General features: G+C 49.0%; 20 protein-coding genes, 8 tRNA genes and 1 rRNA gene. 24 read left to right on the top strand and 5 right to left on the bottom strand.

Annotation, left to right across the window (positions count from 1 at the left end; translation table 11 throughout):
* The 8 genes from ACIFQN_RS13645 to ACIFQN_RS13610 all read left to right on the top strand — a co-directional run.
* Positions 1–85: ribosomal RNA gene (locus tag ACIFQN_RS13645) — 23S ribosomal RNA — on the top strand; the annotation flags it as partial.
* 52 nt (positions 86–137) lie between these two features.
* A tRNA-Ser gene (locus ACIFQN_RS13640) sits at positions 138–228 on the top strand.
* Positions 229–239: 11 nt separating this feature from the next.
* Positions 240–316: transfer RNA gene (locus ACIFQN_RS13635), tRNA-Met, on the top strand.
* A 1-nt stretch (position 317) separates the two neighbouring features.
* A tRNA-Trp gene (locus ACIFQN_RS13630) sits at positions 318–391 on the top strand.
* A 36-nt stretch (positions 392–427) separates the two neighbouring features.
* Positions 428–503 (top strand) — tRNA-His (locus ACIFQN_RS13625).
* A gap of 6 nt (positions 504–509) precedes the next feature.
* Positions 510–583 (top strand) — tRNA-Cys (locus ACIFQN_RS13620).
* A 5-nt stretch (positions 584–588) separates the two neighbouring features.
* Positions 589–665 (top strand) — tRNA-Arg (locus ACIFQN_RS13615).
* A 575-nt stretch (positions 666–1,240) separates the two neighbouring features.
* Entirely contained in the window at positions 1,241–1,582 is a 342-nt protein-coding gene (locus ACIFQN_RS13610; RefSeq protein ID WP_429833568.1) for a YolD-like family protein, read from the top strand.
* A 171-nt stretch (positions 1,583–1,753) separates the two neighbouring features.
* Here ACIFQN_RS13610 and ACIFQN_RS13605 read toward each other — a convergent pair whose 3' ends face one another.
* Complete coding sequence (locus ACIFQN_RS13605) at positions 1,754–2,011, bottom strand: hypothetical protein (protein WP_429833567.1); 258 nt, start codon at positions 2,009–2,011, stop codon at positions 1,754–1,756.
* A 379-nt stretch (positions 2,012–2,390) separates the two neighbouring features.
* Between ACIFQN_RS13605 and ACIFQN_RS13600 the strand changes: the two genes are divergently transcribed.
* The 3 genes from ACIFQN_RS13600 (at position 2,391) to ACIFQN_RS13590 (ending at position 5,157) form a co-directional block, all read left to right on the top strand.
* Positions 2,391–2,475: transfer RNA gene (locus ACIFQN_RS13600), tRNA-Leu, on the top strand.
* Between the two features lie 288 nt (positions 2,476–2,763).
* Positions 2,764–4,002, top strand: a complete 1,239-nt coding sequence (locus ACIFQN_RS13595) for a glycosyltransferase family 2 protein (RefSeq protein ID WP_429833566.1) — start codon at positions 2,764–2,766, stop codon at positions 4,000–4,002.
* A gap of 186 nt (positions 4,003–4,188) precedes the next feature.
* Complete coding sequence (locus ACIFQN_RS13590; RefSeq protein WP_429833565.1) at positions 4,189–5,157, top strand: TIGR01212 family radical SAM protein; 969 nt, start codon at positions 4,189–4,191, stop codon at positions 5,155–5,157.
* A gap of 51 nt (positions 5,158–5,208) precedes the next feature.
* On the opposite strand, the gene ACIFQN_RS13585 is transcribed toward ACIFQN_RS13590, so the two are convergent.
* Positions 5,209–5,943: a glycerophosphodiester phosphodiesterase gene (locus tag ACIFQN_RS13585; RefSeq protein ID WP_429833564.1), complete on the bottom strand. Its 735-nt coding sequence runs from the start codon at positions 5,941–5,943 to the stop codon at positions 5,209–5,211.
* Between the two features lie 90 nt (positions 5,944–6,033).
* Positions 6,034–6,156: a YjcZ family sporulation protein gene (locus ACIFQN_RS13580; protein ID WP_429833563.1), complete on the bottom strand. Its 123-nt coding sequence runs from the start codon at positions 6,154–6,156 to the stop codon at positions 6,034–6,036.
* 155 nt (positions 6,157–6,311) lie between these two features.
* Between ACIFQN_RS13580 and ablB the strand changes: the two genes are divergently transcribed.
* On the top strand, positions 6,312–7,157 hold the full coding sequence (ablB, locus tag ACIFQN_RS13575) for a putative beta-lysine N-acetyltransferase (protein WP_429833562.1): 846 nt from the start codon (positions 6,312–6,314) through the stop codon (positions 7,155–7,157).
* Positions 7,158–7,160: 3 nt separating this feature from the next.
* Here the strand turns inward: ablB and ACIFQN_RS13570 are convergent, their stop codons facing one another.
* Positions 7,161–8,705 (bottom strand): PucR family transcriptional regulator, encoded by a 1,545-nt coding sequence (locus ACIFQN_RS13570; protein WP_429833561.1) that lies wholly within the window; start codon positions 8,703–8,705, stop codon positions 7,161–7,163.
* Between the two features lie 207 nt (positions 8,706–8,912).
* Between ACIFQN_RS13570 and ACIFQN_RS13565 the strand changes: the two genes are divergently transcribed.
* From ACIFQN_RS13565 to ACIFQN_RS13535, 7 genes are all read left to right on the top strand, one after another.
* A complete protein-coding gene (locus ACIFQN_RS13565) occupies positions 8,913–10,265 on the top strand; it encodes an aspartate aminotransferase family protein (protein WP_429833560.1) in 1,353 nt (450 codons plus the stop codon).
* Between the two features lie 8 nt (positions 10,266–10,273).
* Entirely contained in the window at positions 10,274–10,975 is a 702-nt protein-coding gene (locus ACIFQN_RS13560; protein ID WP_429833578.1) for a 3-oxoacid CoA-transferase subunit A, read from the top strand.
* Positions 10,957–11,634 (top strand): 3-oxoacid CoA-transferase subunit B, encoded by a 678-nt coding sequence (locus ACIFQN_RS13555; protein ID WP_429833559.1) that lies wholly within the window; start codon positions 10,957–10,959, stop codon positions 11,632–11,634. Before ACIFQN_RS13560 ends, ACIFQN_RS13555 begins: the two co-directional genes overlap by 19 nt.
* A gap of 61 nt (positions 11,635–11,695) precedes the next feature.
* Positions 11,696–12,973, top strand: coding sequence for a peptidase (locus tag ACIFQN_RS13550; RefSeq protein ID WP_429833558.1), 1,278 nt, complete (start codon positions 11,696–11,698; stop codon positions 12,971–12,973).
* Positions 12,974–13,185: 212 nt separating this feature from the next.
* On the top strand, positions 13,186–14,604 hold the full coding sequence (locus tag ACIFQN_RS13545) for an aldehyde dehydrogenase family protein (RefSeq protein WP_429833557.1): 1,419 nt from the start codon (positions 13,186–13,188) through the stop codon (positions 14,602–14,604).
* 76 nt (positions 14,605–14,680) lie between these two features.
* Positions 14,681–14,769 (top strand) — tRNA-Ser (locus ACIFQN_RS13540).
* 319 nt (positions 14,770–15,088) lie between these two features.
* Positions 15,089–16,657, top strand: a complete 1,569-nt coding sequence (locus tag ACIFQN_RS13535) for an acyl-CoA synthetase (protein WP_429833556.1) — start codon at positions 15,089–15,091, stop codon at positions 16,655–16,657.
* 67 nt (positions 16,658–16,724) lie between these two features.
* Here ACIFQN_RS13535 and ACIFQN_RS13530 read toward each other — a convergent pair whose 3' ends face one another.
* Positions 16,725–18,806 (bottom strand): exo-beta-N-acetylmuramidase NamZ domain-containing protein, encoded by a 2,082-nt coding sequence (locus ACIFQN_RS13530; protein ID WP_429833555.1) that lies wholly within the window; start codon positions 18,804–18,806, stop codon positions 16,725–16,727.
* A 233-nt stretch (positions 18,807–19,039) separates the two neighbouring features.
* On the opposite strand from ACIFQN_RS13530, the gene ACIFQN_RS13525 reads away from it, so the two are divergent.
* The 5 genes from ACIFQN_RS13525 (at position 19,040) to ACIFQN_RS13505 (ending at position 26,104) form a co-directional block, all read left to right on the top strand.
* Positions 19,040–19,663, top strand: a complete 624-nt coding sequence (locus tag ACIFQN_RS13525) for a sporulation protein (RefSeq protein WP_429833554.1) — start codon at positions 19,040–19,042, stop codon at positions 19,661–19,663.
* A gap of 117 nt (positions 19,664–19,780) precedes the next feature.
* Positions 19,781–22,990, top strand: coding sequence for a BTAD domain-containing putative transcriptional regulator (locus ACIFQN_RS13520; protein WP_429833553.1), 3,210 nt, complete (start codon positions 19,781–19,783; stop codon positions 22,988–22,990).
* Positions 22,991–23,113: 123 nt separating this feature from the next.
* Positions 23,114–23,695, top strand: coding sequence for a TetR/AcrR family transcriptional regulator (locus ACIFQN_RS13515; protein ID WP_429833552.1), 582 nt, complete (start codon positions 23,114–23,116; stop codon positions 23,693–23,695).
* Positions 23,696–23,745: 50 nt separating this feature from the next.
* Positions 23,746–24,936 carry an HlyD family secretion protein gene (locus ACIFQN_RS13510; RefSeq protein ID WP_429833551.1) on the top strand — a complete coding sequence of 397 codons (1,191 nt, stop codon included), beginning with the start codon at positions 23,746–23,748 and terminating at the stop codon, positions 24,934–24,936.
* Positions 24,929–26,104, top strand: coding sequence for an ABC transporter permease (locus ACIFQN_RS13505; RefSeq protein WP_429833550.1), 1,176 nt, complete (start codon positions 24,929–24,931; stop codon positions 26,102–26,104). Before ACIFQN_RS13510 ends, ACIFQN_RS13505 begins: the two co-directional genes overlap by 8 nt.
* Positions 26,105–26,195: the final 91 nt, after the last annotated feature.

The raw sequence follows: 26,195 nt of genomic DNA, 5'->3' as shown, positions 1-26,195 counted from the left end.
ATAGACGATGAGGTTGATAGGTTCGGTGTGGAAGCGTGGCAACACGTGGAGCTGACGAATACTAATCGGTCGAGGACTTATCCACACAACCTTAGCAAAAATCATGCATATCTAGTTTTGAAGGTGCATATTATCACGGAGAGTTACCCAAGAGGCCGAAGGGGACGGTTTGCTAAACCGTTAGTATGCGCAAGCGTAGCGAGGGTTCGAATCCCTCACTCTCCGCCATTTTTATTTTTGGCGGCGTAGCTCAGCTGGTTAGAGCGTTCGGTTCATACCCGAAAGGTCGGGGGTTCGATTCCCTCCACCGCTACCAAAGGGGCATAGTTTAAAGGTAGAACGAAGGTCTCCAAAACCTTTGGTGTGGGTTCGATTCCTACTGCCCCTGCCAGAGGAACCTACATCTACTACCAACGTAATAATCATGGCGGTCGTGGCGAAGGGGTTAACGCACCGGATTGTGGCTCCGGCACTCGTGGGTTCAAGTCCCATCGATCGCCCCATATAATGGGAGTATAGCCAAGTGGTAAGGCACGGGTCTGCAAAACCTTCACCCCCGGTTCAAATCCGGGTACTCCCTCCAAATGTGTCCCAGTAGCTCAGCAGGATAGAGCAACGGCCTTCTAAGCCGTCGGTCGGGAGTTCGAATCTCTCCTGGGACGCCATCGCTATTAAAACCGGGTCATATCAACGTTTGTCAGACGTGAATGGTTCCGTCAGGCCACTCGAAAAGTCAACGATCACACGGTCTGCGAACGGGAGATAGCGGGAACCATACGGTCTAGAACGTCAGACAACGCGGTTATTTCGGTCAAAAAGGACCTCCTACGGACTCAAGTTATCTATTTGAGTGTGAAGGAGGTTTTTTTCGTGAAAGAGGACCCACGAAAAGGTAGTGAGCTTGTGCGGAAACTTACGCAGACAGTTTAAGTAGACGTACCCATTTAGCGGACTGTACCCGTTTAATGGGTATTTTTTTGTGTTGATTATCAAGATTTATGAGTATAATATGGGAACTAATGTTCGATAATGGGGGGGACGCGATGATTGATACGATCACAGTTGCGGTAGAAAACGTTGAAGGTCTACGGTCTATGAGTTATGGGTAAAGACAGGCCGAAGTCGTGGCGGCATCATGACGGTGCTTGACGTACTGGCGCGAAGAGTATATCGAGTGGCAGCGATCAGAGCCGGATCGGATGACCGTAATTAAAGCATAGGAACGAAGGAGACGGTAACTTTGGCGAAGAAAATTGACAACTTATTCGGATCACTGCGGATGGTGTTACCTGAACATCGGGCGGCCATTATCGATTTGGAGGCAGAACGCGGGCTTATCGAAAAGCCGTCCGTTGAGGATGACGAGTTCGGCGAAATGTGCTTCCGTGTGTACGACAGCACGCAATATGATTACGCAATTAACGTGAGATGGTTTGTGCCTAAAGGGCGGCTGGGAACGATTGAGGAGGCGTGGGGCGTAGTTCACGAGATTGATGCGGTGAGGAGGCGGTTCAAGCTGGTGAGCGATTGGGATTCGCAATGGGTGACCGTGGAGGACCTCGTGAGTGTTATGAAGTGCTAACAAATTTATCGACAAAATTAGTTAGAAAGCGATGTATATAATAAGGAAGAGACGCGTCTTTAAGAAGATTTAACGGCACAGCTCGCCTCCTCTCGATCTCTCAGTAGATGGAGAGGAGGTTTCTTATAGGGACGGATGGCAAGCAAATAAAGCAGTACGCCTGACTGTGCCTCAGATAAAGGGATTATAATAATAGAGCCCGTGCAGATAGCGTTTTTCTGCTTTTTCCATGGCGATAGCCTTCTCATCCTCCAAAGAGGCCCTAAGCTTCGCCCAATACTCAGGTGTTGCATCGCTTAAGTCGACAGCCTGTGGGTCCCCTACAAGATTGCGAATCAGTTGCCAGTCATCAGGATGCTCGTATTGCTTCATGCCACCTCCAATCAAGCGAATATCATGCAGCAGAAGCTTAATGTCCTCAGGAATCATAATCGTCCCCCACAAACTTTTTTTGACTGGATGCGTTCATATTCATAGTCTTTACCACCACAGGTAATAATTTGTCTAATTTCAACAAAAGTATGTAAGAAAACGTAAGAAACAGCATTTTCTAGGTCCGTATAATGTGACGAAACAATGATATTTTTGTGGAAATTGGATTCCATAATTGACAGATGATTCGACACAAAAAAACATGATTTTACAAGAATAGGAAATAAACAAAGACTTCGTCACCTGGCATTATTTTTTAAATGCAAAATGGGTAATTGGATGTCTGAAAGTTGTATTGACTTCATAAATTGGATTGTGTATACTCAATTCCGTGATTCATGTCAACCGGAATGAAATGAACTTTTGATAGATCTTAGCGGTCGTGGTGGAATTGGCAGACACACCATCTTGAGGGGGTGGCGGGGCGACCCGTGCGAGTTCGAGTCTCGCCGACCGCACCATCATATATGCAGATACCGTCGATAGATGTTCGTGATCATTAACCAAATCGAGCCTTTCTTTGACAAGGGCTTTTTTTTCTGCTCGTCGTCACGGGATGTCGAATAGAAAGAATGAAAGGTGGGAAAGGTGATAGCAGTGCCTTCATTTTTTCCCACTTTTGGGTCATTGCGAAGGAATCACATTTGATGTACACTGCCAAGTGAGAGAAAAACAATAGAGAAATTTTGGAAAAACACTACCTGGATCAGATCTGACCCAAATCTGGTTTAGGTCGAGGAGAAGAACCCATGAGTGTAATTAGAGAGATCATTGAGGGATTATTCATCGGATTTAGTTCAACAGTAGGAGTAGTAAGCACGTACCAAACCCTGGTTTCATGCGCAGGACTGTTCCGCAAAAAGGAACAAGTAACAAATGAACCACAGAAAACTTTTGCCGTACTAGTAGCAGCACACAATGAAAGTGCCGTTATCGCACCGTTGATTGAAAACCTGAAAAAACTGGACTACCCGCGTGAGATGTACGACATTTTTGTCATCTGTGACAACTGTACAGATAACACTGCACAGATCAGTCGGCAACACGGAGCCTACGCTTGTGAGCGTTTTGATACGTCCAAGCGCGGTAAGGGCTTCGGGATTGAATGGATGTTGGAAAACCTCTGGGCAAGACCTAAGCAATACGATGCCGTTGTCATGTTTGATGCAGACAACCTTGTAGAGAAAAATTTCTTGCGTGTCATGAACGACCGTCTCTGCAAAGGGGCGCGAGTAATCCAGGGCTACTTGGATTCCAAAAACCCGTTCGATTCTTGGATCACGCTTTCGTATGCTGTAACGTACTGGTTTACGAACCGCATGTGGCAACTTGCGCGTCACAACTTGGGCCTGCCGAACACATTGGGTGGAACAGGATTGTGTATCGAGAGCAATCTGCTGAAAGAAATGGGCTGGGGAGCAACCAGTCTGACGGAGGACTTGGAGTTTGCCACTCGCTGTATTGAGCGGGGCATTTACCCAACTTGGGCACATGACACAAAAGTGTGGGATGAAAAGCCCATTGATTTGAAATCCTCAATGCGTCAACGCCTGCGTTGGATGCAAGGCCATTACGATGTGGCGGGGCGTTACATTGGATCCGTTTTGAAAAACGGAATTAAGTCCAGAAAATTGGGCATGCTGGATGCAGCCTTTTACCTGTTCCAACCGATGTACGTATTGATGGTTACCATGATGTCTCTGTTGTTCCTGGGCCGCTTTTTTGATATCGCAGCCTTGACACCAGCGGCTACGATTTTGCCAAGCTGGCTCGTATACGGTTCAACAGCAGTATTCTATTTGCTGCCGATTCTGGCGCTGTATTTGGAAAAGGTACCGCTAAAAGGATATCTCGGGCTGTTGCTATTGCCGTTCTTTTTCCTGACCTGGCTTCCGATCATGTTCTACGCGTTTTTCACCAAGAAAAATCAGGTGTGGAGCCATACCTCTCACACTCGCGCAATTCGTATCGAGGAGATCCAGCAATAACGATCCGAAATAAAAACCACAGGGGAACAAAACCTGTGGTTTTCCTGTTTTTCAAAGTGGCGAAAATAGCTTCTGATTTGGTATAATGACGTGATTAAGGAATCGAAAGTGTGTCTCGTGGCCAGAGGCACCCGGTTGCAGTTACGCCTAGAGTGACGTGGCTGTGCCATGAGGAGGAATACAGCAATGAAGGTAGTACCAAACATTTGCACAAGCGAAGTCCCACTGATGTGGGGCGATAAGCGATATCATACATGGAACCATCATTTGCGGGGGACCTTCCACGAAAAGATTTTCAAGGTTCCACTGGATGGCGGGTTCAGCTGCCCCAATCGGGATGGTAAGGTGGCAACAGGGGGCTGCACATTTTGTAGTGCCAGAGGATCTGGGGATTTTGCAGGCGATCGCAGGATGGACTTGGAACGTCAGTTTCACGATGTAAAAAATCGCATGCACGAAAAATGGCCACAAGCCAAATACCTCGGGTTCTTCCAAGCGTATACGAATACGTACGCCCCTGTAGAAGAGCTGAGAGAGATGTACGAAGTGATTTTAAAACAAGAAGGGGTAGTGGGCCTCTCCATCGCTACACGCCCTGACTGCCTTCCAGATGACGTCGTGGAGTATCTCGCCGAGCTAAACGAGCGCACATATCTCTGGGTCGAGCTGGGGCTCCAAACCGTTCACGAGCATACTGCGACATTGATCAATCGCGCACACGACTTCCAGTGCTACGTAGATGCCGTCAAGAAGCTGCGCAAGCATAACATTCGTGTCTGCTCACACATTATTTACGGTTTGCCGGGAGAGACGCATGAAGAGATGATGCAGACAGCAGAAGCAGTAGCTCATCTGGACGTTCAGGGAATCAAGATTCACCTGTTGCACCTGCTGCGCAAGACCCCAATGGTGAAACAGTATGAAGCCGGTCTATTGGATTTCCTGTCGCAAGAAGAGTACACCAAGCTGGTGGTGGACACGCTAGAAATTCTCCCGCCTGAAATGATTGTTCATCGCATCACGGGTGATGGGCCACCTGATTTGTTGATTGGGCCAATGTGGAGCCGCAAGAAGTGGGAAGTGCTGAACGGAATAGATGCTGAATTGAAAAACAGAAACAGTTGGCAAGGAAAGTTTTACGTCCCACAACCGTAATGAGATGTTTGAACAATAAAAGGGAGCCTTCTCGATGAGGCTCCCTTTCTGTTATTTATGATACGTGCGAAGAGTTTTTTTCGCTCGCCCGGGATAATTAGTAATCACCCCGTCTACACCTAATTCAAATGCTTCTTGGAGCTGACGGCCGCTGTTGACTGTCCAGCCGAGTACGCTTAAACCGTGCTTATGGGCCTGCTTTATCGTATCGGCATTTAGCTGATCATTCGGCACATGGATCTGATCAGCTTTATAACGCTCGGCTACTTCCCAAGGCTTTGCAAGTGGCCCCACATATAATAGACCAGTGGTCTGCAGCGGGTCTATTTTTTTGATTCGCAACAAACTATCGAAATTGAAGGAAGAAATAATGGTTCGCTCGGTTAATTGGAAGCGCCTGATTTGTTCGATCACCATCTCTTCTAAATGTGGCTGGTTCAACAGGAAATTTTTCATTTCGATAATAAAGCGCAGGGGTGTATCAGAAAAAGTTTGAAACACCTCGCGCAAGGTAGGAATCCGGGCTTTGGAAGATCGGGATTGAGAATCTTTGTCTGCTCGAAACCGACGCAGCTCTTGCAAGGTGTGACTCCGGACCAGACCCGTGCCAGACGTCGTACGATCTAGCTGATGATCGTGAATAACGACCAGCTTGTTATCTTGACTCAACTGCACATCCAGCTCGATTCCATCCGCACGCCGCCGAACTGCTGCGTGAAAAGCTTCCATCGTGTTTTCCGGAAAATGGCCGGAAGCGCCGCGATGGGCGTAAATGAGTGGGAGCACGTGGGCTTCCTCCCTTCAAAGACATCTCTATTACATGCATATGTAAAAAGCCCCTCGATACTACCTTTCCTGAGGGGCAACCGAAGAAACCTATCCGAGTGCAGTAAGAACAATCACCAAGAGGACAAATAGGACCAATACCAGCACGAAATCGTTGTTTCTGCCGCAGCTCACACAAACCCCCTCCTTCCCAGATGGAGCACCTTCCTTCATCCTATGACTGAATGGGGAAAATGGCGCTCATCGAATGCCCATTCGTCCTCCATATGTGCATGACAGACGCCTTTTTATACAGATTGGCAGATGACGGATATCAGGAATTTGCTACAATAAATAGCAAAATCAAATGCGTAGGAGGGAAAAGCGCCATGTTAGAGGAAAAGGCGTTGTTGGCCTCAGGTGACTTGGTCTTGGACCATCAAAATAGCCGGGTCAAGCTGCACCAGTATGATCGGACACAAATTGCACAATGGGCCAAGCGATTAAGGGAGCTGGCGATTGAGTCAGATGCCACCAAACTAATTGTTTATGGGAAAAAAGGAGATGTTCCCGCCTGGATCAAAGAGGGCTTTTCGCTGGAGGGGACCATTGATGGCTTTTTTAAAGGGGTAACGGCTTATATGCTCACGGTCTATTTAACAGAGGAACGGGCGACATCTTCAGCACCCGAGCTGGAAGAAGAAATCCTCGCACTGAGCTTGGCAAAAGCGGCTAAAGGGGAAGAGAAGGCTTTGCCTGCTGGCTATGTTTTGCGAGAAGCATCTGAGGCGGATGCAGAGGAGCTGGCACGGCTATACGGTCTCGTGTTTGCCACGTATCCTACCCCGATGGATGATCCCGGGTACATTCGGAAAACCATGTTGGAGGGTACCATTTACTTTGTCGTTGAGTCTGAGGACAGCATCGCTTGTGCGGCATCGGCAGAGGTAACAGAGCGGATGGGCTCGGCAGAGATGACGGATTGCGCGACACATCCTGAGCATGCGGGAAAAGGCCTCCTCCAGCCGTTATTTACAGCGCTAGAGCGCAGGATGGAGGAAGCCGGTATTTACTATTTGTACACATTGACGCGGGCGCAATCAGCAGGGATGAACGTAACGGCTGCAAAAATGGGGTACGAATACCGCGGGCGGCTCATCAACAACTGCACGATCTTCTCTGGTTATGAGGATATGAACATTTGGGTGAAGTCACTTCGCCCGATTCAAGAGTAAAGGCTATACGTGAGAAGGATAAAGCTGCTGCTGAAGACGACGTGCCATCAAGGCCAGTTGAAGCTGCCAACGCTGATGCGCGTCCTCCAGGCGGTAGCCTGTTTTTTCTTCGATCTGGGTGAGGCGGTATTTCAAGGTGTGACGGTGAATATATAACGCTTGAGAAGTCTGCAGACCGTTCCCATTATGCCCTAGATACACATCGAGTGTTTCCAGCAACTGTTGATTATACTTGGAGTCATAACGGATCAATGGATCAAGCAGAGGCTTCCACAGCCCAAGCATGTTTTCTTCACTTTCCCGATAGGGAAACAGAAACTGATAGCCTTGCATGTCCCGGTAATGAAGACAGTCGGGGGACGCAGCTAATAATGGATAAGCTTGCAAGGCAAACATCGCTTCCTCAGACGCGCTGACCACATCGGTCAACTGATTCCGCGGGTTGCTGATCGCGATATGCAGGGCGTAGGACGAATGGAGCCGTTCCCAGCGTGATGTGAGCTGAGCTAATAGCGAAATGCTTGTCTGATCGTCAGGCAGCACGAACAACAGACAGTGTGGACGCTCGCGCAAAAGATACGAGCGCTGGTGGCGATCACAGAGACGTCTCATCAATGTAATGACACTCTGATGAAGCTCTGCCAGCCCTGATCCATTCTCTCCCTCAACTTTTACAGCAATGACGAGATGCCTGCCCGCCGAGGGGTAACCAAGCATGCGACAGCGACTGTCTAGCTCCGCTGCGCTCATCGGTTTCCCGTTTAACAACTCCTCCACGAGATCGCCCTTCAGTCGCCATTCTGTAGCCGATACCGCACGTTCTTTTACATACTCCAAAGCACACAGTGTAGATGCATGCTGGAGAGCTACATCATCGAGCTCTTCCCAAGCGTGCCCCGGCTTTACTAAAGTCAATGTACCGAAATGCTCACGGCTAGCACGTATCGGGACACAGTGAGCACTTTCTTTTGTGTGATCGTGACTCGTCCCTTCCACATAACCGTGCTGTGTTACTTCGAAACCGAGTGCGTCTACCAGCGTCACCGCTCCGCCTGTTAAGGTCGCCAGTTCTCCTGCAATTGCTGGCAAGCCGCCTTTAGAAAGGGCGGCATCAATCATCCGGTTGTGAATGGCCTGAGAATAAGCGAGTGTTTCGAACTGCCTGTTTACAATTGGCTGTAAAATCGCTTTCGTGATCGTGGAAAAATTGATTTCCGTAGGGATTTCGATCAACGGCAGTTGGTGACGATTGGCCAATTCAATAAAGCTCTCTGGAATTTCACGCAAATAAAAACCGGTATGAATAGCGACGCCGCTCAACTTTTGCTTGGCAAGGGAAGGGATAAAAGACGTCAGGCGAAAAGGGTTGTCAGCTAGTCCAAATCCAGTGGTTATCAAAAACTCACCTTCTTGTAGCCGTCCAGCGTCTTCAAGCACCTCCACAATCGTTACCCAGCGTATCGGGTTATCCAGACCCCCAGCTCCGGCAATCAGCCGAGTTTGAACCATGTCAGGCAGTTGCAACGCTTCTCGAATCGTTATCGTCATGAGGAGTACCTCCAATATTGCAAAGTTCTTTATACAAAATGTACAAAAGATTTTGTCTCTTCGCCACTTTTTTTTGCCAGCACGTCGGATGGCTCAAAGGCGCAGGTCAGCTAGGATAGAGGTAGAGTATTAGAGGATGTTTAAAAAGTCCGGGAAAAGTTTGTCCTCCTTTTTGAACAAAACCTATAAACAAGGGTGGCGACGACAATGGAAAAAAGCAATGTAATCAAGCCTGAATTGGGAAAGACGTATCCAGTCATCTCACATGGAAAAGGGATTTATCTTTACGATAAAGAAGGCAATCGGTATATTGACGGGTGCAGCGGGGCCGTAACAGCAAGTATCGGTCATGGTGTGGAAGAAGTCGCTGAGGCTATGTACGAGCAAGCCAAGGATGTTTCGTTTGCTTACCGTTCTCATTTTAGCAGCGATGCTGTGGAAAAGCTGGGAGCAAAGCTGGCACAGTGGGCGCCTGGTTCCTTGAACTGGACCTTTTTTGTGAGCAGTGGTTCCGAGGCGACGGAGACCGCCCAAAAAATCGCGATCCAATACTGGCAAGAAAAAGGAAGACCAACGAAAAACCGGATCATTTCTCGTTGGATGAGCTACCACGGCATTACGATGGGGGCGCTTTCCATGTCAGGGCACGTCTTGCGTCGGAAGCGTTTTGTGCCACTTTTGGCAGACTATCCGGCGATCACCGGACCTTATCCATATCGTCGACCAGAGGGCATGTCGCTTGAAGACTATGCACAGCAGTGCGCTAACGAGCTGGAGACAGCGATTCTGCGGGTTGGACCGGATCAGGTGGCCGCTTTTATCGCGGAGCCAGTAATCGGGGCAACAGCAGGAGCGGTCGTACCTCCAGAGGGATACTTCCAGCGCATTCGAGAAATCTGCGACAAGTATCAAGTGCTATTCATCGCAGACGAGGTAATGACCGGAGTGGGCAGGACCGGAAAAGCATTCGGTGTGGATCACTGGGGTGTGGTTCCTGATCTGATGACGCTCGGAAAAGGAATGAGTGCCGGATATACGCCGATGGCAGCGACGATGGTCTCAGATGAAATCATTGAGACGATTACAAAAGGCAGCGGGTTGATCATGGCCGGCCATACGTATAGTGCCAATCCACAGTCTGCAGCCGTTTCACTAGCCGTATTGAACTATGTAGAAAAGCATCAGCTGGTAGAAAAAGCAGCGGAACAAGGAGCATACTTGCTCTCTCGCTTGCAACAGCTCGCAGACGAGCTCCCGTTGATCGGGGAAGCACGTGGCCTGGGAATGTTGTGTGGTCTCGAGTTCGTGAAAAACAAACAAACGAAAGAACCGTTTGCCCTTTCTCAGGGAGTCGGTGGTAAGGTCATTGCGAAAGCATTTGAAAAGGGACTGCTCATCTATCCTGCGATGGGTGGCATTGAAGGAGTAGCAGGCGACTGTGTCATTATCGCGCCGCCACTGACCATTACTACGGAACAAATTGATGAATTGATCGGACTGTTGAAGGAAGCGATTCAAACCGTGCAGCAAGAGCTGCAAGACAAGGCACTGATCGGATAGAGGGGAGGATAAGGAAGATGACCAACCGGTTTGAAAAAGTCGTTTCGATTCAAGAAGCGCTTTCCCATTTTCACGACGGGATGACGCTTTTGGCGGGAGGATTTGGGGGAATCGGCAATCCCCCTACATTGGTACAAGGCATTTTGGACAAAGGGATTCGGGATATCACAATGATCAGCAACGATACCGCATTTCCTCATATCGGGATTGGGAAGCTCGTGACGGAGAAGCGCGTCAAGAAAGTGATTGCTTCTCACATTGGTTCCAATCCCAACGCAGGAGCCCAAATGACGGCGGGAGAGCTGGAGGTAGAGTTCTGCCCACAGGGGATACTCGCAGAGCGTGTACGGGCAGGTGGAGTAGGTCTGGGAGGCATTCTCTCTGATGTGGGTATCGGCACCATTGCGGAAAAAGGGAAACAAAAGCTGATTGTAGACGGCAAGGAGTATTTGCTTGAAACTCCGCTTACCGCCGAAGTAGCGATCGTTCATGCCAAGAAGGCAGATCGCTTTGGCAATTTGGTCTTTGACACAAGCGCTCGCAACTTTAATCCACTGGTGGCAATGGCAGGCGATATTACGATTGTGGAAGCAGATGAAATCGTGGAAATCGGCGAGCTAAACCCGGAAGAGATCGTCACCCCGGGGGTTTTCGTCAACTATATTGTCCAAAGTGAAGGGGTGAACTGGCAATGGGCATGGGAGAAGTAAAAGAGACAGAAAGCTATCGGGAACGAATTGCTCGCCGTGCTGCCATGGAAGTAGAGGATGGGATGATCATCAATTTGGGGATCGGGATCCCTACTTTGGTTGCAGACTTTATCTCTCCTGAAAAACGGGTAATGTTTCACGCGGAGAACGGTATTTTAGGTACGGGCCCAAGCCCGGCAAAAGGCGAAGAAAATGCCATGCTGTGCAATGCGGGCGGGTTTCCCGTCACGTTAGCTACTGGAGCTTCGTTTTTTGACAGCGCCACCGCTTTTGCGATCATTCGTCGTGGCCTTTTAGATATGACCATCCTCGGGGTTCTGGAAGTGAGCCAATCAGGAGATATTGCGAACTGGATCGTTCCTGGCAAGCGTGTGCCCGGAATGGGCGGTGCTATGGAGTTGGCGCAAAAAGCCAAAAAAGTAATGGTTGTAACTACCCATCTCGATAAAAACGGGCGTTCCAAAATAGTCCGCGAGTGCTCACTGCCGCTCACAGCAAAAAAAGCGGCTGATTGGATTATCACAGACATGGCAGTCATGGAAGTAATGCCTGACGGTCTGTACTTGCGCGAGGTTATGTATCCGTACTGTGTAGCAGATGTGATCGGCGCAACAGAAGCGGAGTTGAAAATGGAAGGCGAGGTTGCTGTCTTCCGCTAATGCTGTCTCGCATGCTGCATGACGCGGTAAGGGACTCAAAACTAGGAAACGGGGGATGGACATGGCAAACTGGCAAGCACTCATTCGAGAGCAATTGGAGAAGGACCGGGAACAGGCCACTTTGCTTCTGCAGGAGTGGGTACAGAGCCCAAGTGTTCAGGGGGAGGAGCGCTCTATTCAGGAGAGCATCGCAAGCCGTCTGGCGCAAATGGGACTTGCTGTTGATCTATGGGTGATGGAAGGCGAAGAGCTGTTGGCTCATCCCTATTTCGTCTCCCCTCGTGATGTATTTGACGCTAGCCCCAATGTAGTTGGCGTTTGGAAAGGCCAAGGCGCGGGGCGCTCCATGATCTTGAACGGACATGTGGATGTAGTCCCAGCTGGTGACCGTGCTCAATGGAGTGACGATCCATTCAGCGGAAAGATCGTAGATGGCAAACTGTACGGTCGTGGTGCTACCGACATGAAAGGCGGAAACCTGTCCTCTCTGCTTGCGATTGAGGTGCTGCAAAAGCTGGGGGTCCAATTAAAGGGCGACGTTATTTTCCAGAGCGTGGTCGAGGAAGAAAGTGGCGGGGCTGGCACGCTGGCAACCATCTTGCGCGGATACAAGGCGGATGCAGCTCTGATACCGGAGCCGACCAATATGAAGATCTTCCCTAAACAGCAAGGCTCCATGTGGTTCCGATTGACGGTAAAAGGACGCTCCGCTCATGGCGGGACTCGTTATGAAGGTGTAAGTGCGATTGAAAAGAGCATGCTGGTCGTGCAGGCAATTGGGAAGCTGGAAAAAGAGCGAAACGATCGTCTGGATGACCCATTGTACGAAAAATTGCCTATTCCGATTCCGATCAACCTGGGCGTGATCGAAGGTGGTAAATGGCCTTCCTCTGTTGCTGATCTCGTGAAGCTGGAAGGTCGTATGGGAGTAGCGCCTGGTGAGCAGATGGAAGACGCCAAGGCAGAAATGGCAGCAGCATTGAAACAACTGGCAGAGATTGACCCATGGTTTAATGAGCAGCCTGTGGAGCTGGAATGGTACGGTGCGCGTTGGGTACCCGGCGACGTGGATCAAGACCATCCCCTCATGGACATTTTGCATAGCCAATTTGAGGCCGTAACAGGCAGCCGTGCAGTTGTAGAGGCATCACCGTGGGGAACGGATGGAGGATTGTTAACGGCATTGGCAGATACGCCAGCGATTGTCGTTGGACCTGGGGTTACTCAGGTGGCACATTATCCGAATGAATATATTGAGCTGGATGAAGTATTTCGTTGTGCCGAAATTTTTGCGCTAACGCTTTTGGAATGGTGCGGCATCGCTGAAGATAAAAAATAAAAAAATGCTGCCTATGAGTCAAAAGTAACAGGAGTGTTTATGCAAATATCGACAGCAATCACAATAAGCGACCCGCGTCATTAATTGTCGACGCCGGGTCGATTTCTTTTTCTACGCCATCGACAGAAAATGGCAAGGAGGCTTGGGCAGTTTGGAGAATGTCTTGGAGGAGAGATGCAACTCCATTTCGCTCATGGACGGAGGCGTTGGCTATGAAAAAAGCATGCTATATCGGGGGAGAGTGGGTAACTTGTGCCGAGTATTCACCGCTCTACTCACCCTATAGCGGCCAGGAGATTGCCCAGATTCCCCAAGCAGATACACATACCGTACAAAAAGCAATTGCTGCTGCCGAGGACGCGACTTCTGTGATACGTCGGCTGCCTGCCTACCAACGGGCTGTTCTGTTAGAAAAGATTTCGATTCTGATGAATGAAAGACTGGAAGAAGCGGCTAGGATCATCGCGGTAGAAGCGGGAAAGCCGATCAAGACGGCGCGCGGTGAGGTCATTCGTACGATCCAAACGTACAAGTTCGCTGCTGAGGAAGCAAAGCGTCTGCACGGAGAAACGGTTCCACTTGATGCGGCGATTGGGGGAGAAGGACGTATCGCTTATACCGTTCGTGAGCCGCTGGGGGTAGTCGGAGCTATCACCCCGTTTAATTTCCCTATGAATCTGGTAGCTCATAAAGTTGGCCCGGCATTAGCCGCAGGGAATACGGTTGTCCTCAAGCCCGCCTCGCAAACCCCGCTCAGCGCTTTGTTTCTCGCAGAGCTGGCAGAACAAGCGGGTATGCCAGCTGGTGCTTTTAATGTGGTGACGGGCAGCGGAGCAGTCGTAGGTGATCAATTGGTTACAGATCCCCGGGTTAGAGCCGTGACCTTTACCGGTAGTCCGGCAGTTGGGATGGATATCCGCAATCGGGCAGGCTTGAAGCGAGTGACGCTGGAGCTGGGATCGAATTCTGCCGTAATCGTAGATCGTGACGTACAGCTAAGTGAAGTGATTCCACGCTGTATTTTCGGGGCATTTGCCTACTCTGGCCAGGTGTGCATTTCCGTACAGAGGATTTATGTGGTACAAGAGCTGTACGGAGAGTTTGTCCGTCGATTTGTCGCCGAAGCTCTCACGCTGCGGGGAGGGGATTCTCTCTCTGAGGATGCAGATTATTCTGCGATGATTCATCCAGCAGAAACCCAGCGTGCATTAGACTGGATTGAAGAGGCGAAACAGCAGGGTGCTCGAGTAGAGTGCGGAGGCAAGGTCATGGGACGCATGCTGCAGCCGACCGTGTTGACAGGTGTGCCGGCAGATGCCAAGGTCTCCTGTCAGGAGGTGTTTGGTCCAGTCGTCCTGATCAACCCCATTGAGTCCGTTCAGCATGGCATCAAGCTGGTGAATGACTCCCGATACGGATTACAGGCAGGGGTGTATACGAACCATTTAGGACTGGCTCTGCAAGCTGCTGACGAGCTGCAAGTCGGGGGAGTAATCATCAACGACATTCCAACATTTCGTGTGGACCACATGCCATACGGCGGGGTAAAAGAGAGCGGTATGGGCAGAGAAGGCGTCAAGTACGCGATGGAGGAATTAACAGAGCTGAAACTGGTGGTCGTAAAGCGTTAGGACAAAATAAAAGTAGAATGACTCTTGCAAACAACCGATGACCTATGCTATAGTAATCATTGTTGAATTGAAACGCGGAGGGATACCGAAGTGGTCATAACGGGGCGGTCTTGAAAACCGTTAGAGTGCAAGCTCACGCGGGTTCGAATCCTGCTCCCTCCGCCATATTCTATTACTATATGAGAACGCACCGACCTCCTATTTATTTACAGGAGGTCGTTTTTGTTTACATGACAACGACCGTTCCGTCGGATAGAGACTGACCCTTTTTTTTCCTCAAAATCCAGAAGAACCAAGGTCGATGCACACGACAATATGATATATGCTTTACGTAGGGACTCGATTGATTCTTGGGGGGCCCGCGACAGCTTCAAAAAATGCAGAGGAAGCTGTCGTTTTTTTTGTGCAAAAATATCAGAAAATACGCATTATATAGATAATTGTTGTATAATAGCTGTAAACGCTTTCCAAGGGAGGCAGGCACATGATCGAATCCCAACGGGTGAGGAGAAATACGCTAGGCGATATTCTGCGACGAAGTCATGGGCGGTTTCCAGATAAGATTGCCTTGCAGTTCGAGGAAGAGGTTCTTACATACTGTCAATTCGATCAGATGGTTAACCAGACGGCACATGTCCTTTTGGAAAAGGGTTTGCAAAAAGGCGAACGCGTAGCCCTGTTATCGCGCAATTCCATGGATTTTGCCATTCTGACCTTCGCTTCAGCTAGAGCGGGTGTTGTCCTGGTGCCTATCAATTTCATGTTGAACAAAGAAGACGTAGCGTATATTATGGGTCATTCCGAAGTCAGCGCCTGCTTTGTATCGCCTGAGTTCCTGCCCATTGCCCGAGAAGCAATCCAGCAAGCAGGAATCATTCCGAGGTTGTTGTCGCTCATCTCCAGACCGGCTGTTCCAGATGGGGAATGGATCCCATTTCGTGAGATGATCGCGCATGCGAATGATGGGGAACCAGAAGTGGAGCTTGCAGATGACGACGTGGCTCAGATTTTGTATACGAGCGGAACGGAGTCAAAGCCAAAAGGGGTCATGTTGACGCACAAGAGTATTATCTCCGAATACGTCAGTACCATTATCGAGGGAAATATGAGTGAAGACGATGTCGCGATCCATGCGCTTCCACTGTTCCACAGCGCGCAATTGCATTGCTTCTTAGGACCGTATGTGTATTTGGGGGGAAGTGGGATTATTCTGGAACAGGCGACCCCTGACCTGATGCTTCAGTCGGTAGAGACGTACAAAGCGACTCAACTGTTTTGTCCGCCGACTGTCTGGATAGCCCTCTTGCGTTCGCCAGCGTTCTCATCACGGAATTTGACCTCACTGAAAAAATGCTACTACGGGGCTGCCATCATGCCTGTGGAGGTTTTGAAAGAGCTGAATCAGCGTCTGCCAGATGCGCAGTTTTACAACTTCTACGGTCAGACGGAGGTGGCTCCACTCGCAACCGTATTAAAGCCGGCAGAGCAGATCAGAAAGGCGGGCTCTGCTGGAAAGCCTGCGCTGAATGTAGAAACCAAAATCGTCGATGATGAAGGCAAGGAAGTACCTCGCGGCTGCGTCGGAGAAATCGTTCACCGTACCAGCCATGCGATGCTTGGCTATTTCCGCGATGAAGAAAAAACGAGGGCTGCTTTCAATGGCGGCTGGTTCCATAGCGGGGACTTAGGGATTATGGATAACGAAGGCTTTATTACCGTCGTAGACCGGAAAAAAGACATGATTAAATCGGGCGGAGAAAACGTCGCGAGCAGAGAAGTAGAGGAGCTGATTTATCAGCATCCCAAGGTATCAGAGGTTGCCGTAATCGGAATTCCGCATCCATACTGGATAGAAGCGGTTACGGCGGTTGTGGTGCCAAAGGCAAACGAGACATTGACCTGTGAGGAGCTGCTCGCTTTTTGCAAAGATCGTCTGTCTTCATTCAAGGCTCCCAAGTATGTGGTGATCACGGACAATTTACCGCGCAACCCCAGTGGGAAAATATTAAAAAGAGAACTTCGCTTGCGCTACGAAGTTCTTGCTACACAATAACGATTCGCTTTTGCAAAACAAAGCCCGCTCAATCGGCTACAACGACCATGAGCGGGCTTTCTCCTGTTTACTTTACGGTTGAAACAGTAGGATGCTCAGACGTGATCACGTCAAAGCGATACCCCTTTGCTTTTAAGAAAGAAATCACTTCGGGCAGTGCTTGGGCTGTTGGTGCCTTGGTACTGGCGTCGTGCATGAGAATCACGATCTCTTTTTGGGACTTCACCTGTTGTTTGATATTGGCGAGAGCTCCCGCTGCGGTGTAATGATTGCTCCGGGCATCTCCGTTGGTCACATTCCAGTCTATAAAGATGTATCCCCGTTTATTCGCTTCTTCCTTGATTGCTTTCATGACTGGCTGCTGCTCGTTGTAGAGCTTTGGGTCTTGATACTTTAGACTGACGGAATTCGTACTGCCGCCAGGATAGCGGAAGACGGTTGGCTTCACCCCTGTAGCCTTCTCAATCAGTTGGTTCCCTTTTTCCAAATCTGCGAAAAAGGCATCTTTGCTCTTGTACGCAACCCGATAATCATGGGAGTACGTATGACCGCCGACAGCGTGACCTTCGCTGATGATCCGCTTCAGAATGGCTTCATTGCCGGGTACATTTCGACCAACAATAAAGAAGGTCGCTTTGACTTGATGCTTTTTCAATGTGTCCAGAACCAAAGGTGTGATTGGAGACGGCCCGTCATCAAACGTGAGATAGGCCACCTTGTCTGTGCCAGTTGGATCAGGGACAGGCTTTGGCGCTGGCTTTGGTGCCGGTACAGGTGCAGGTGGTTTTGCCGGTGGTTTAACCGTAGTGCCACTGCTTCCTGAATTGCCCGGTGCAGGCTTTGTTTGCGGTGGTGTCGTTGCTTCAGGCTTTGCTGTTGGTGGCGTCGTGGGTTGAGGTGACGCCGGAGCAGGTGGAACGACCGGTTTATTATGGATCGGAATAATCGGTTGGAAAGGTTCTTCTCCATAGATCAGAAATGTCTGGCGCAGTCCTTTAAATTTCGAAAGCGTTTCAGCATAGGATGCCTCGATCTCTTGAGGACCGCGATTTTGCTCCAGCAGTTGTCCGACCTTGTTCGTACCCATTACTAAGTCAAACATCGTAACTTTTTGATCTGTACTTTTCGGAACGGGAAAATGACTCAGTTGTCTGGCGTACGACAAAGCGTAAATCCCTGTTTTGGCTGGATTAAAGGTATGGGGGTCGGTAATTTGCAAGCGAACCCCACCCGCTGTTTCTTTGTTTTCAGGCAAGAATACAACCCCAGGCAACAAGCTTCCATTCAACAAGTCAGCGTATTTGATAGAATCGATTCCTTCTCCGCCGATCCATGTAAAGTTGTCTGCTTGCTTGATTCCGGTACCCTCACCCAAACCTGTGGCCATGTAGCCAAAGACCGCGGCCAGATCAGGAATATGTGGAGAGCTTTGGATCCAGCCAAGTCCCGTATCTTGATAAATCATGTTGCGTGTGTATCCTTGCATTGGTATTACGGTAAGATCGACGCCAATATTCCGATTGAAGTACAAGGAAAGCTCGCCAATGGTCATCCCATGCGCCATCGGAAGCGTATCGACACCGATAAAGGAGCGATAAGAGTTCTCTAGCACAGGCCCGTCAACAATCGTACCTCCAACAGGATTAGGGCGATCGAGGACGATGACCGGTTTATTTTGCTGTTTGGCTGCCGTCATCGAGTACTGCAAGGTTGATACGTATGTGTATGTACGCGAGCCAATATCTTGCAAATCGACGAGCAGCACATCTACATTGGCTAGCATTTCTTTGGTGGGCATCCTGGTCGAACCATACAAGCTGTAGACAGGGATAGCGTAGACGGGATGAATTTGACTGGTAACCTGTTTGCCGGCAGCTGCTTTTCCGTCCAATCCGTGCTCAGGCGCGAACAGGGCAGTCAGAGTAACAGTGCGATCCCGTCGCAACAAGTCAATCGTACTCGAGCCTTGACTGTTGACACCTGTTTGGTTAGTAACGAGTCCCACTTTTTTGCCTTCAATCACTTGATGGAATTGATCAAAGAGAACATCACTTCCTAATTGAATGGCAGAGGTGTTGGCGGAACTCCCACCTTGAGGAATCATGCTTAAAATAAGTGCCAGGATAAGAAAAGGTATTAATTTTTTCATGGTTCTCCGCCTCTTTCAAATTGCAAATCAAATTGCAAATATCGTCGTTGCATGTCTATTGTAACGGTTTTTTGGAGCAATATGGTTTCATTTTTGTAACAATTTGAAATTAGGTCGAAAGGTAGAGGAGTTAAGTAGCGTTTTAACTCTTCTACTGTAAGTATTTAGGACGTAGATTTTTGAGTAAGAACACCTTCTGCACACCAAACTAACGGCAAGGAGGTGTTTTTTCAGTGAAACGAATCGGATTGGGGTTATCCGTTTCCTTTCTGGTGGCGAGCTTCATTACGGGGTGTTCGCCAAACAAGGAACAGGGTAGCGAGGATATGAATGGCAACCAGGCAAAATTTGAGTCCTTCGGGATCAATTATCAAAATGACAACGTAGGTATGGACAAAGGACCAGCCGCCATGATCAGTCAGAAAATGGTGCACAATAGAGAGCCGCATCTGGTGTCTCTGCTCGAACGTCACGCAGAGAACATACCGGGAGTAGTAGACATTAAAGTATTAGCTTATAAAGATACCTTGCTGGTCGGGGTCTTACCCATCGATACGCCGAAAGTGGATGAAGTCAACCCAAGACCATCGATTCCATATACGCCAGGAAAAATTGTACGTGTGGACAATGGCCATCCTGACTCCTTGCAAAAACGTGTGGTGGACAGGATGAGGGCCAGATTGCAAACCGAATCACGCTTTACTATCATGTACGTTTCTACAAACGGTGCTATTTACGACAAAATCTCGGATCTTCATTCACGGATCGTGCGCGGGGAACCTGTTCGCGATGAGGAGTTTCAAGTGCTGATCAATGACATCGGTTACACTGTAAAAGGAGTCAATCTCATCGACTGATAAGTCCCACCTGGATGCCCGGGTGGGCTTTTTGCTGGATGCGAATGGCAGGAAAAAAGGCTGAAATGGGGAAATAGTTCAAAAGAGTGTAGAGGAGAACGGCAAGGAGTGCAAGCTATGAATTCATCCCAGATCCCTATTTCCAAAATAACACCTCCCAGGCAAAAACCTTATGTGCTGAGACGACCATCGCTGGCCAAAAAACTGCGCCTGATTCACCATGCTCCATTATGTCTGGTGCATGCAGGGATCGGTTATGGCAAAACGACAGCGATGGCTACTTTTTTGCACGATGCAGGGCTTGCAGCGAGTTGGTATTTCGTTCGTGAGGAGGACAACGGATTCCAAGCGTTTTTGCGTTGCCTTGTGGAAAGTATGCGGAGGGTGAATCCGCATTTTGGTCAAGCGCTTCTGGATTTGCTGGATAGGACGGAACATCATGATGGGCAAGAGGTACAATTGGATTGGCAACGCATGGCAGAGCTGTTCGTCAGAGAATGCTTGCTCATCCAAACGGAGCAGCTTATTGTACTGGATGACTATCACCAGATTGATAGCGGCAGCGAAGTGGATTGCTTTGTCCAAGGATTGGCAGGTCAACTGCCACAACAGGTCAAGCTGATTATGTTGTCTCGGGCTCGTCCCGAGTGGCCTGACCTGGAGTTGCTGTCCGTACGCGGAGAATGTCTCGAGCTGACGGAAGACGACCTCGTATTTACATGGGAAGAATGTGAAGCCCTTTATTTGGATCAATATGACGTCACCTTGACTCCAGAAGAGTGGGAACGGATTGAACAGGTAGCGGCAGGGTGGATTACCGCCTTGCGCTCCTTTGGCGAAAGAGTGATGCGTGGGACCTCTGTTTCCGATTGCCTTCGCGACTTATCGTCCTTGATGCATGTATTAGAAGCACAAGTATGGATAAAGCTTGATCCCCGGATGCAGCAGTTTTTATTGGGGGCGGCTGTGCTTGAACAGTTCGTCAAGGAGGATTGCGAGCAGGTACTGGGGGAAGAAGGGATCAATCTCTTGGCAAAAGCTGAGCGATCCAATCTGTTTCTCACCGTAAACAGCGAAGGCGTCTATTCCTTTCATCCTTTGTTTCAACGACTTTTGTCCAGTAAACTGGCTACCCATACGGACATCTGTCTTCAGGTGAACATGGATGCGGCCATTTGGCACCGTCGGAGGGGGGAAGAGGGTAAGGCTTTTGATCGCTTGCGATTGATTGAACAGTGGGAAGTGCTTGCAGAGTGGCTTTACCTGGCGGCAGAGCGTCTGCTGACAGCGGGAAGACTCGACTTTTTGTACGGATGGGTAACGGTCATACCTGAACCGATAAAAGAAAAAGAGCATTGGCTCTGGTATTACCAGGGAGAAGTTGAGCGGTACCGCTGTCTTTATTTCAAAGCGTTTGGGTCGTATGAGCATTTTCTTGCGCTTTGCGAACAAAAGCAGGATCAAATCGGGCAATGTCGCGGGCTGGAAGGAATGGCTCGGGTTCATCTCGATAGCGTACAGGGCGTTAGAGCTGAGGAGTTATTGAAGCGGGCGATCCAATTGCTGCCCCCTGCCGAACAGGAAAGCGAAATGGCCCCTCGCCTGTATCGTTTGCTCGCAGAGATTTATACGAATCGCGGTGATGCGATACAGGCGGCAGAATGGTACCGGCGTAGTCAGGAGCTCGAACAGGAAACAGAGGTGGAGCTAGAATCTCGGCTGTTGTTTCGGACTGGCCGTTTGCAGTCGTCCATTCAGCTGCTAGAAAACAAGTGGCGTATAGAGCAGACCAAAAAGCCACCACTGACCAGGTCTTATCGGGAAACCTCTCTCTTGCTTTCTTTTGTTTATGCCTTGAATGGAGAGTGGGAGCGCGGCATGAAGGCAGCGGAGACGGCAATACAGCTTGGACGGGCTGCAAACTCCCCGTTTGTTGAGGCGAACGGGTACGTGCGAAAAGCTCATGCGGCCTTAATCAGTCAAGAATTACCTTCAGATGAGATCCGAAAGCTGTATGAAAAAGGCTTGCAGATGATGGAGGAGCTTCAATCCACACGTGGCAAGTCCGAGACTTTGCTAGGACTGACGCTGCTTTATGCAAGAGAGAAATCGTTGGAACAAGCCCTCCAATACGGTAGACGAGGGATAAAAGAGACAGAGGCCATGCGGGACGACTGGCTAGGCAGTCTCGTTCGTGTCGCAATCGGCATCGCGTATGCTACATATGGCAAGGAAAACGAGGCGCAGGCTGCTTTTGAAGATTGCGAGAAGCGTCTCAGTCATTGCGGCGACAGCTACGGAGTGGTGATTTGTCAATTGTGGCTCAGCTTTTTAGCCTATCGCAACAAGCAATGGGAGTCATTCGTACCTGCTGTGACCCAGGCCATGTCACTAATGCAGTCAGGTGAGTACCATTTCCTGCTGCAACGTCCGACCATGCTAACGCCTCATGATGTACAGCAGTTGATGCCTGTCTTGATCGAAGCCCAGCGTAGGCAAGTGTTCCCAGACTATGTCTCGCAGTTGCTAAATGACCTGGGTTTGCAAAATGTGACGTTCCACCCGGGCTATACCTTGCGCATTCAGACGTTGGGCAAGTTTCGGGTATGGCTGGGAGAACGGGAGCTCAGCGAAAAGGCATGGCAGCGAGGAACAGCTAAGCTGTTGTTTCAATTGCTATTGACAAAGCGACAGCATCTCCTGGCACGTGAGGAAATTATGAACTGCTTGTGGCCTGAGTCTGACGAGGAGTCAGCGATTCGCGACTTCAAGGTAGCGCTGAATGCCCTCAACAAGGCATTGGAGCCTGATCGTGCCGCGCGAGCAGATACATTTTTTATTCAGCGGCATAGCAGTTCATACGGATTTAATCTCGCTTCTGGTTACCATATTGACGTAGAAGAGTTCGAGAAGCTTGTGACGCTGGGGCTCGCAGAAGAGGATCAGCTGCAGTCTGTAGTACTTCTGGAAAAAGGACTGGGGTATTACCAAGGGGACTACATGCCTGAGTGTCGCTATGAGGATTGGTGCGTAGAAGAGAGGGAACGCCTGCAGGGCTTGTTCCTGCGCGGAGCGGAACGCTTGGCAAAAAGCAGACTGCAAACCAATCACGTGGAGGGAACGATTCGCTGGTGTGAGGCGATCTTGCGGGTGGATGACTGCTGGGAAGAGGCATACAGGTTGCTCATGATTGCTTATTTCCGGTTGAACAACCGTGCGCAAGCAATACGCTGGTATGAGAAATGTACAACGAAATTAAAGGAACAGTTGGGTGTGCAGCCTATGCCAGCAACACAAGAAACTTATCGTCAGATCGTTGGAGAATAGAAAGAAGATCGCTGTGTAGCGGTCTTTTTTTATGTTTCTGACCACTTGACAAAACTAGGAAGGAGAAATAAACTATTTTTGTACTGACTAGTCAGTTCAAAATCTGTAAAGGGGATGGAAGTGATGGCCTCATCAAAAAAAGACCAGATAGCACAAGGAGCATTAACTGCTTTTGCGCAATACGGATTTAGCGAAACTTCGATGGATACGATCGCAGAAGTGGCTCAGGTGGCAAAAGGGACGCTGTATTATCACTTTGCAACCAAAGAAGAGCTATTTCTTTACGTGATCGAAAAAGGCGTGAAGATGCTGATTTATCATGTGGACAGCGTGATGCAAAAGGAAGAGCTTTCTTTAGAGGATCGCATGATTAGTGTGTTGGATGAGCATCTTCGCTTCTTTTCCGAGAATCAAGAATTATGTTTTCTTCTGCTTAGCTTTTTCACCGGTGACGAGCAGCGCGATCAGATGGTCGGGAAGCTGTTGACCGGTTACTTTTCTACAATGGAAGCCTATATGACGGATTTGCAGCAAAAAGGCTACATCAGAGCAGATGCAGAGATTCGTACGCTCGCTTCAGCCTTGTTCGGAATGATTGGATTTACTGTGCTTCGCAAGCAGTTCCGCAAAGAGCCTGTAAACAGTGAAGTAGGCAGAAAGACATTGCAATATTTATTAGCGGGGATTTTACAAGACCATAAATAGAAAAGGAAATCGGATAGTCGATTTTCGTGATAACAAGAGGAGAATGAAAGATGAATAAACGTGCATGGATCGGGGTGGCCGGCTTTGCAGTCGGTATTACAGTACTGGGAACGATTTTGTTTGGACCGGGTGTGGGCAGCGTAACCGGTCAGAGTACCACCAAAATGGCAGGTGTCATTGAGGGAACAGAAGTGGATCTTTCCTTTAAAATGGGCGGTTCAATCGACCAAATCTCGCTCACTGAGGGAGCCGAAGTAAAGGCAGGACAGCTCGTCGCGACCTTAAACAGTGAGGAATTGTTGGCAAAAAAGGAACAGGCTGAGGCTGCCTACCATCTCGCCCAGGTCAAGCTGGAGCAAGCGAAAAAGGGTGTTTCCCTAACCGATAGCTCAAGCAGTGCCCAAGTGGATCAGGCACAAGCTGTAGTCAATGCTGCCAAGGCGGGGCTGGATGCAAACAAGAACGGAGCGCGTGCAGAGGAAATCGCCCAGTTAAAAGCAAAGCTCCAAGCGGCTGAAACATCCAATCAGATTGCACAAACAAATTTGGAGCGGATGCAAAAGCTACTAGTTGAAGGAGCCGTTCCACTAGTGAAAGTGGAAGAGGCCAAAATGCAATCTGACAAAGCACAGGCAGAACTAAAGGCAGCCAATGAGCAACTGAAAATGGCTCAATCCGGTTCTCGCCGCGAACAAATCGACGCTTCCCAGGCACAGCTGGATCAGGCAAAGGCAGCTTATGACCAAGCGGTAGCAGCCCGCGGTCAAGTAGGATTGAAGCAATTGGATGTAAAATCGGCTGAAGCAGGAGTCCAACAAGCAAAAGGAGCATTGGCAGAGATAGATGCCTATCTGAACAACACAAAGCTGACTGCTCCAGTCGATGGGATCGTCAAATCGGTTTCTGTTCAAAAAGGCGAGCTAGTGGCCCAAGGCTTCACTGTCGTGACGATCCAAACAAAAGCAGACAACTATGTGAAGTTTTATGTGAACGAGTATACACTAGCTGCAATCAAGACAGGCGATGCTGTGAAGCTGTACGTACCCGCACTGAAACGGGACGTGGACGCCAAAGTGGTTACGATTGCGCCTGCTGCCGATTTTGCTGTGAAAAAAGCGACGCAAGAGTTAGGGGATCGTGACATTCGCTCCTTCCAAGTGAAACTTTTAGTCTCCGATACAGAATTACGCCCTGGACTTACGGTAGAGTGGAAGATCGAAGGGGCTGGTAGCGGTGAGTAATTTTCCCCGACTTTTTTGGAATGAATGGAGAAATCTTTTTACCAATAAAACAATTCGTAATGTTATCTTCATTGTCCCTCTCATATATTTAACGTTGTTCGGCTTTCTCTATAGTGAGAAAAAAGTAATGGAAATCCCAACCGTGCTTGTCGATGCAGACCAAACCGAGCTCAGCCGAGAACTGTATCGAGCCTTTGAAGTCGATCAGACCTTTCGGATTACCTCGATTGTAGGAACCGAGGAGGAAGCGATGCAGCTCGTCGACAAAGGGGAAGCAAATGTTGCCCTGATCATACCTGCTGATTTGGAAAAAAACGTAAAAGCGGGACGGGGGGCAGAGGTGCTGACCGTAATTGACGGCAGCAACATGATGATTTCCAATACAGCGGTACGAACAGCCAGTACAGTGGTAAAGACTGTTTCTGGAGGAGCGACGCTCAAGAAGCTGGAGGCACAAGGAAGTTGGGGGGAAGAGGGGAAAAACCTCTTTACCGGGATCGACTACCGCTACCGGGTCTTGTATAATCCTACTTTCAGCTACTTGTCGTTTATGGTGTTCGGTCTTGCAGGGACAGTGCTGCAACAAGTCTTGTTCCTGGGGATCGCCCTTTCCGTTACGCAGCAAAAAGAGGCCGGCACATGGAGAGAGACGATGGCATCTAATAGCTTTTTTGCCATCACGTTGAGTAAACTGCTCCCATATTTCATGGCTGGGACACTGAATATGTTCCTTGGCTTCACTCTGCTCTTAAAAGGGTTTGGGATTCCTTATTATGGAAGTACAATTGACCTAATGATTGTTGCTAGTGCCTTTAATTTGGCGGTTCTCTCAATCGGGTATATGATCTCCTTCTTCTCAAGCGACCAGCTTCAAGCCACTCAAATTGCGATGATGATTGCTGTACCATCATTTATGCTATCAGGCTTCACGTGGCCTTTTATGTCGATGCCAACTGTTATCGCTGCGATCGGAAAATCATTACCACTTACCTACTTTTTAGATGGCGTGAGAGAAATTCTTACCAAAGGGCATGGACTCTCTTCTGTCAGTGAAGATCTCACCGTTTTAGGCTTTATGACTCTACTGGGATTGTTCGCATCTTATGTTATTTACTTGATTCAAAACCGGAAAAAAACGGTATCTGTGAGTGAAACTACGATCGTATAGACAACTTTTGCATAAAAAGAAACGCTTGTGTTATAAAGAATCTTTCCTTTATACTTATTTATAAAATGCAGATTCTTCAACGCAAGGGGGA

Source organism: Brevibacillus sp. NRS-1366 (assembly GCF_050467985.1).
The sequence above is the reverse complement of the archived record's forward strand: the minus strand, read 5'-3'. Positions and strand labels throughout refer to the sequence as shown.

Coding starts and splice junctions, on each gene's coding strand:
- ACIFQN_RS13565 (WP_429833560.1), top strand. CDS start 8,913: ATGGAAAAAAGCAATGTAATCAAGCCTGAATTGGGAAAGACGTATCCA.
- ablB (WP_429833562.1), top strand. CDS start 6,312: ATGTTAGAGGAAAAGGCGTTGTTGGCCTCAGGTGACTTGGTCTTGGAC.
- ACIFQN_RS13555 (WP_429833559.1), top strand. CDS start 10,957: ATGGGCATGGGAGAAGTAAAAGAGACAGAAAGCTATCGGGAACGAATT.
- ACIFQN_RS13530 (WP_429833555.1), bottom strand. CDS start 18,806: ATGAAAAAATTAATACCTTTTCTTATCCTGGCACTTATTTTAAGCATG.
- ACIFQN_RS13545 (WP_429833557.1), top strand. CDS start 13,186: ATGAAAAAAGCATGCTATATCGGGGGAGAGTGGGTAACTTGTGCCGAG.
- ACIFQN_RS13580 (WP_429833563.1), bottom strand. CDS start 6,156: ATGAAGGAAGGTGCTCCATCTGGGAAGGAGGGGGTTTGTGTGAGCTGC.
- ACIFQN_RS13535 (WP_429833556.1), top strand. CDS start 15,089: ATGATCGAATCCCAACGGGTGAGGAGAAATACGCTAGGCGATATTCTG.
- ACIFQN_RS13605 (WP_429833567.1), bottom strand. CDS start 2,011: ATGATTCCTGAGGACATTAAGCTTCTGCTGCATGATATTCGCTTGATT.
- ACIFQN_RS13520 (WP_429833553.1), top strand. CDS start 19,781: ATGAATTCATCCCAGATCCCTATTTCCAAAATAACACCTCCCAGGCAA.
- ACIFQN_RS13510 (WP_429833551.1), top strand. CDS start 23,746: ATGAATAAACGTGCATGGATCGGGGTGGCCGGCTTTGCAGTCGGTATT.
- ACIFQN_RS13590 (WP_429833565.1), top strand. CDS start 4,189: ATGAAGGTAGTACCAAACATTTGCACAAGCGAAGTCCCACTGATGTGG.
- ACIFQN_RS13570 (WP_429833561.1), bottom strand. CDS start 8,705: ATGACGATAACGATTCGAGAAGCGTTGCAACTGCCTGACATGGTTCAA.
- ACIFQN_RS13595 (WP_429833566.1), top strand. CDS start 2,764: ATGAGTGTAATTAGAGAGATCATTGAGGGATTATTCATCGGATTTAGT.
- ACIFQN_RS13515 (WP_429833552.1), top strand. CDS start 23,114: ATGGCCTCATCAAAAAAAGACCAGATAGCACAAGGAGCATTAACTGCT.
- ACIFQN_RS13550 (WP_429833558.1), top strand. CDS start 11,696: ATGGCAAACTGGCAAGCACTCATTCGAGAGCAATTGGAGAAGGACCGG.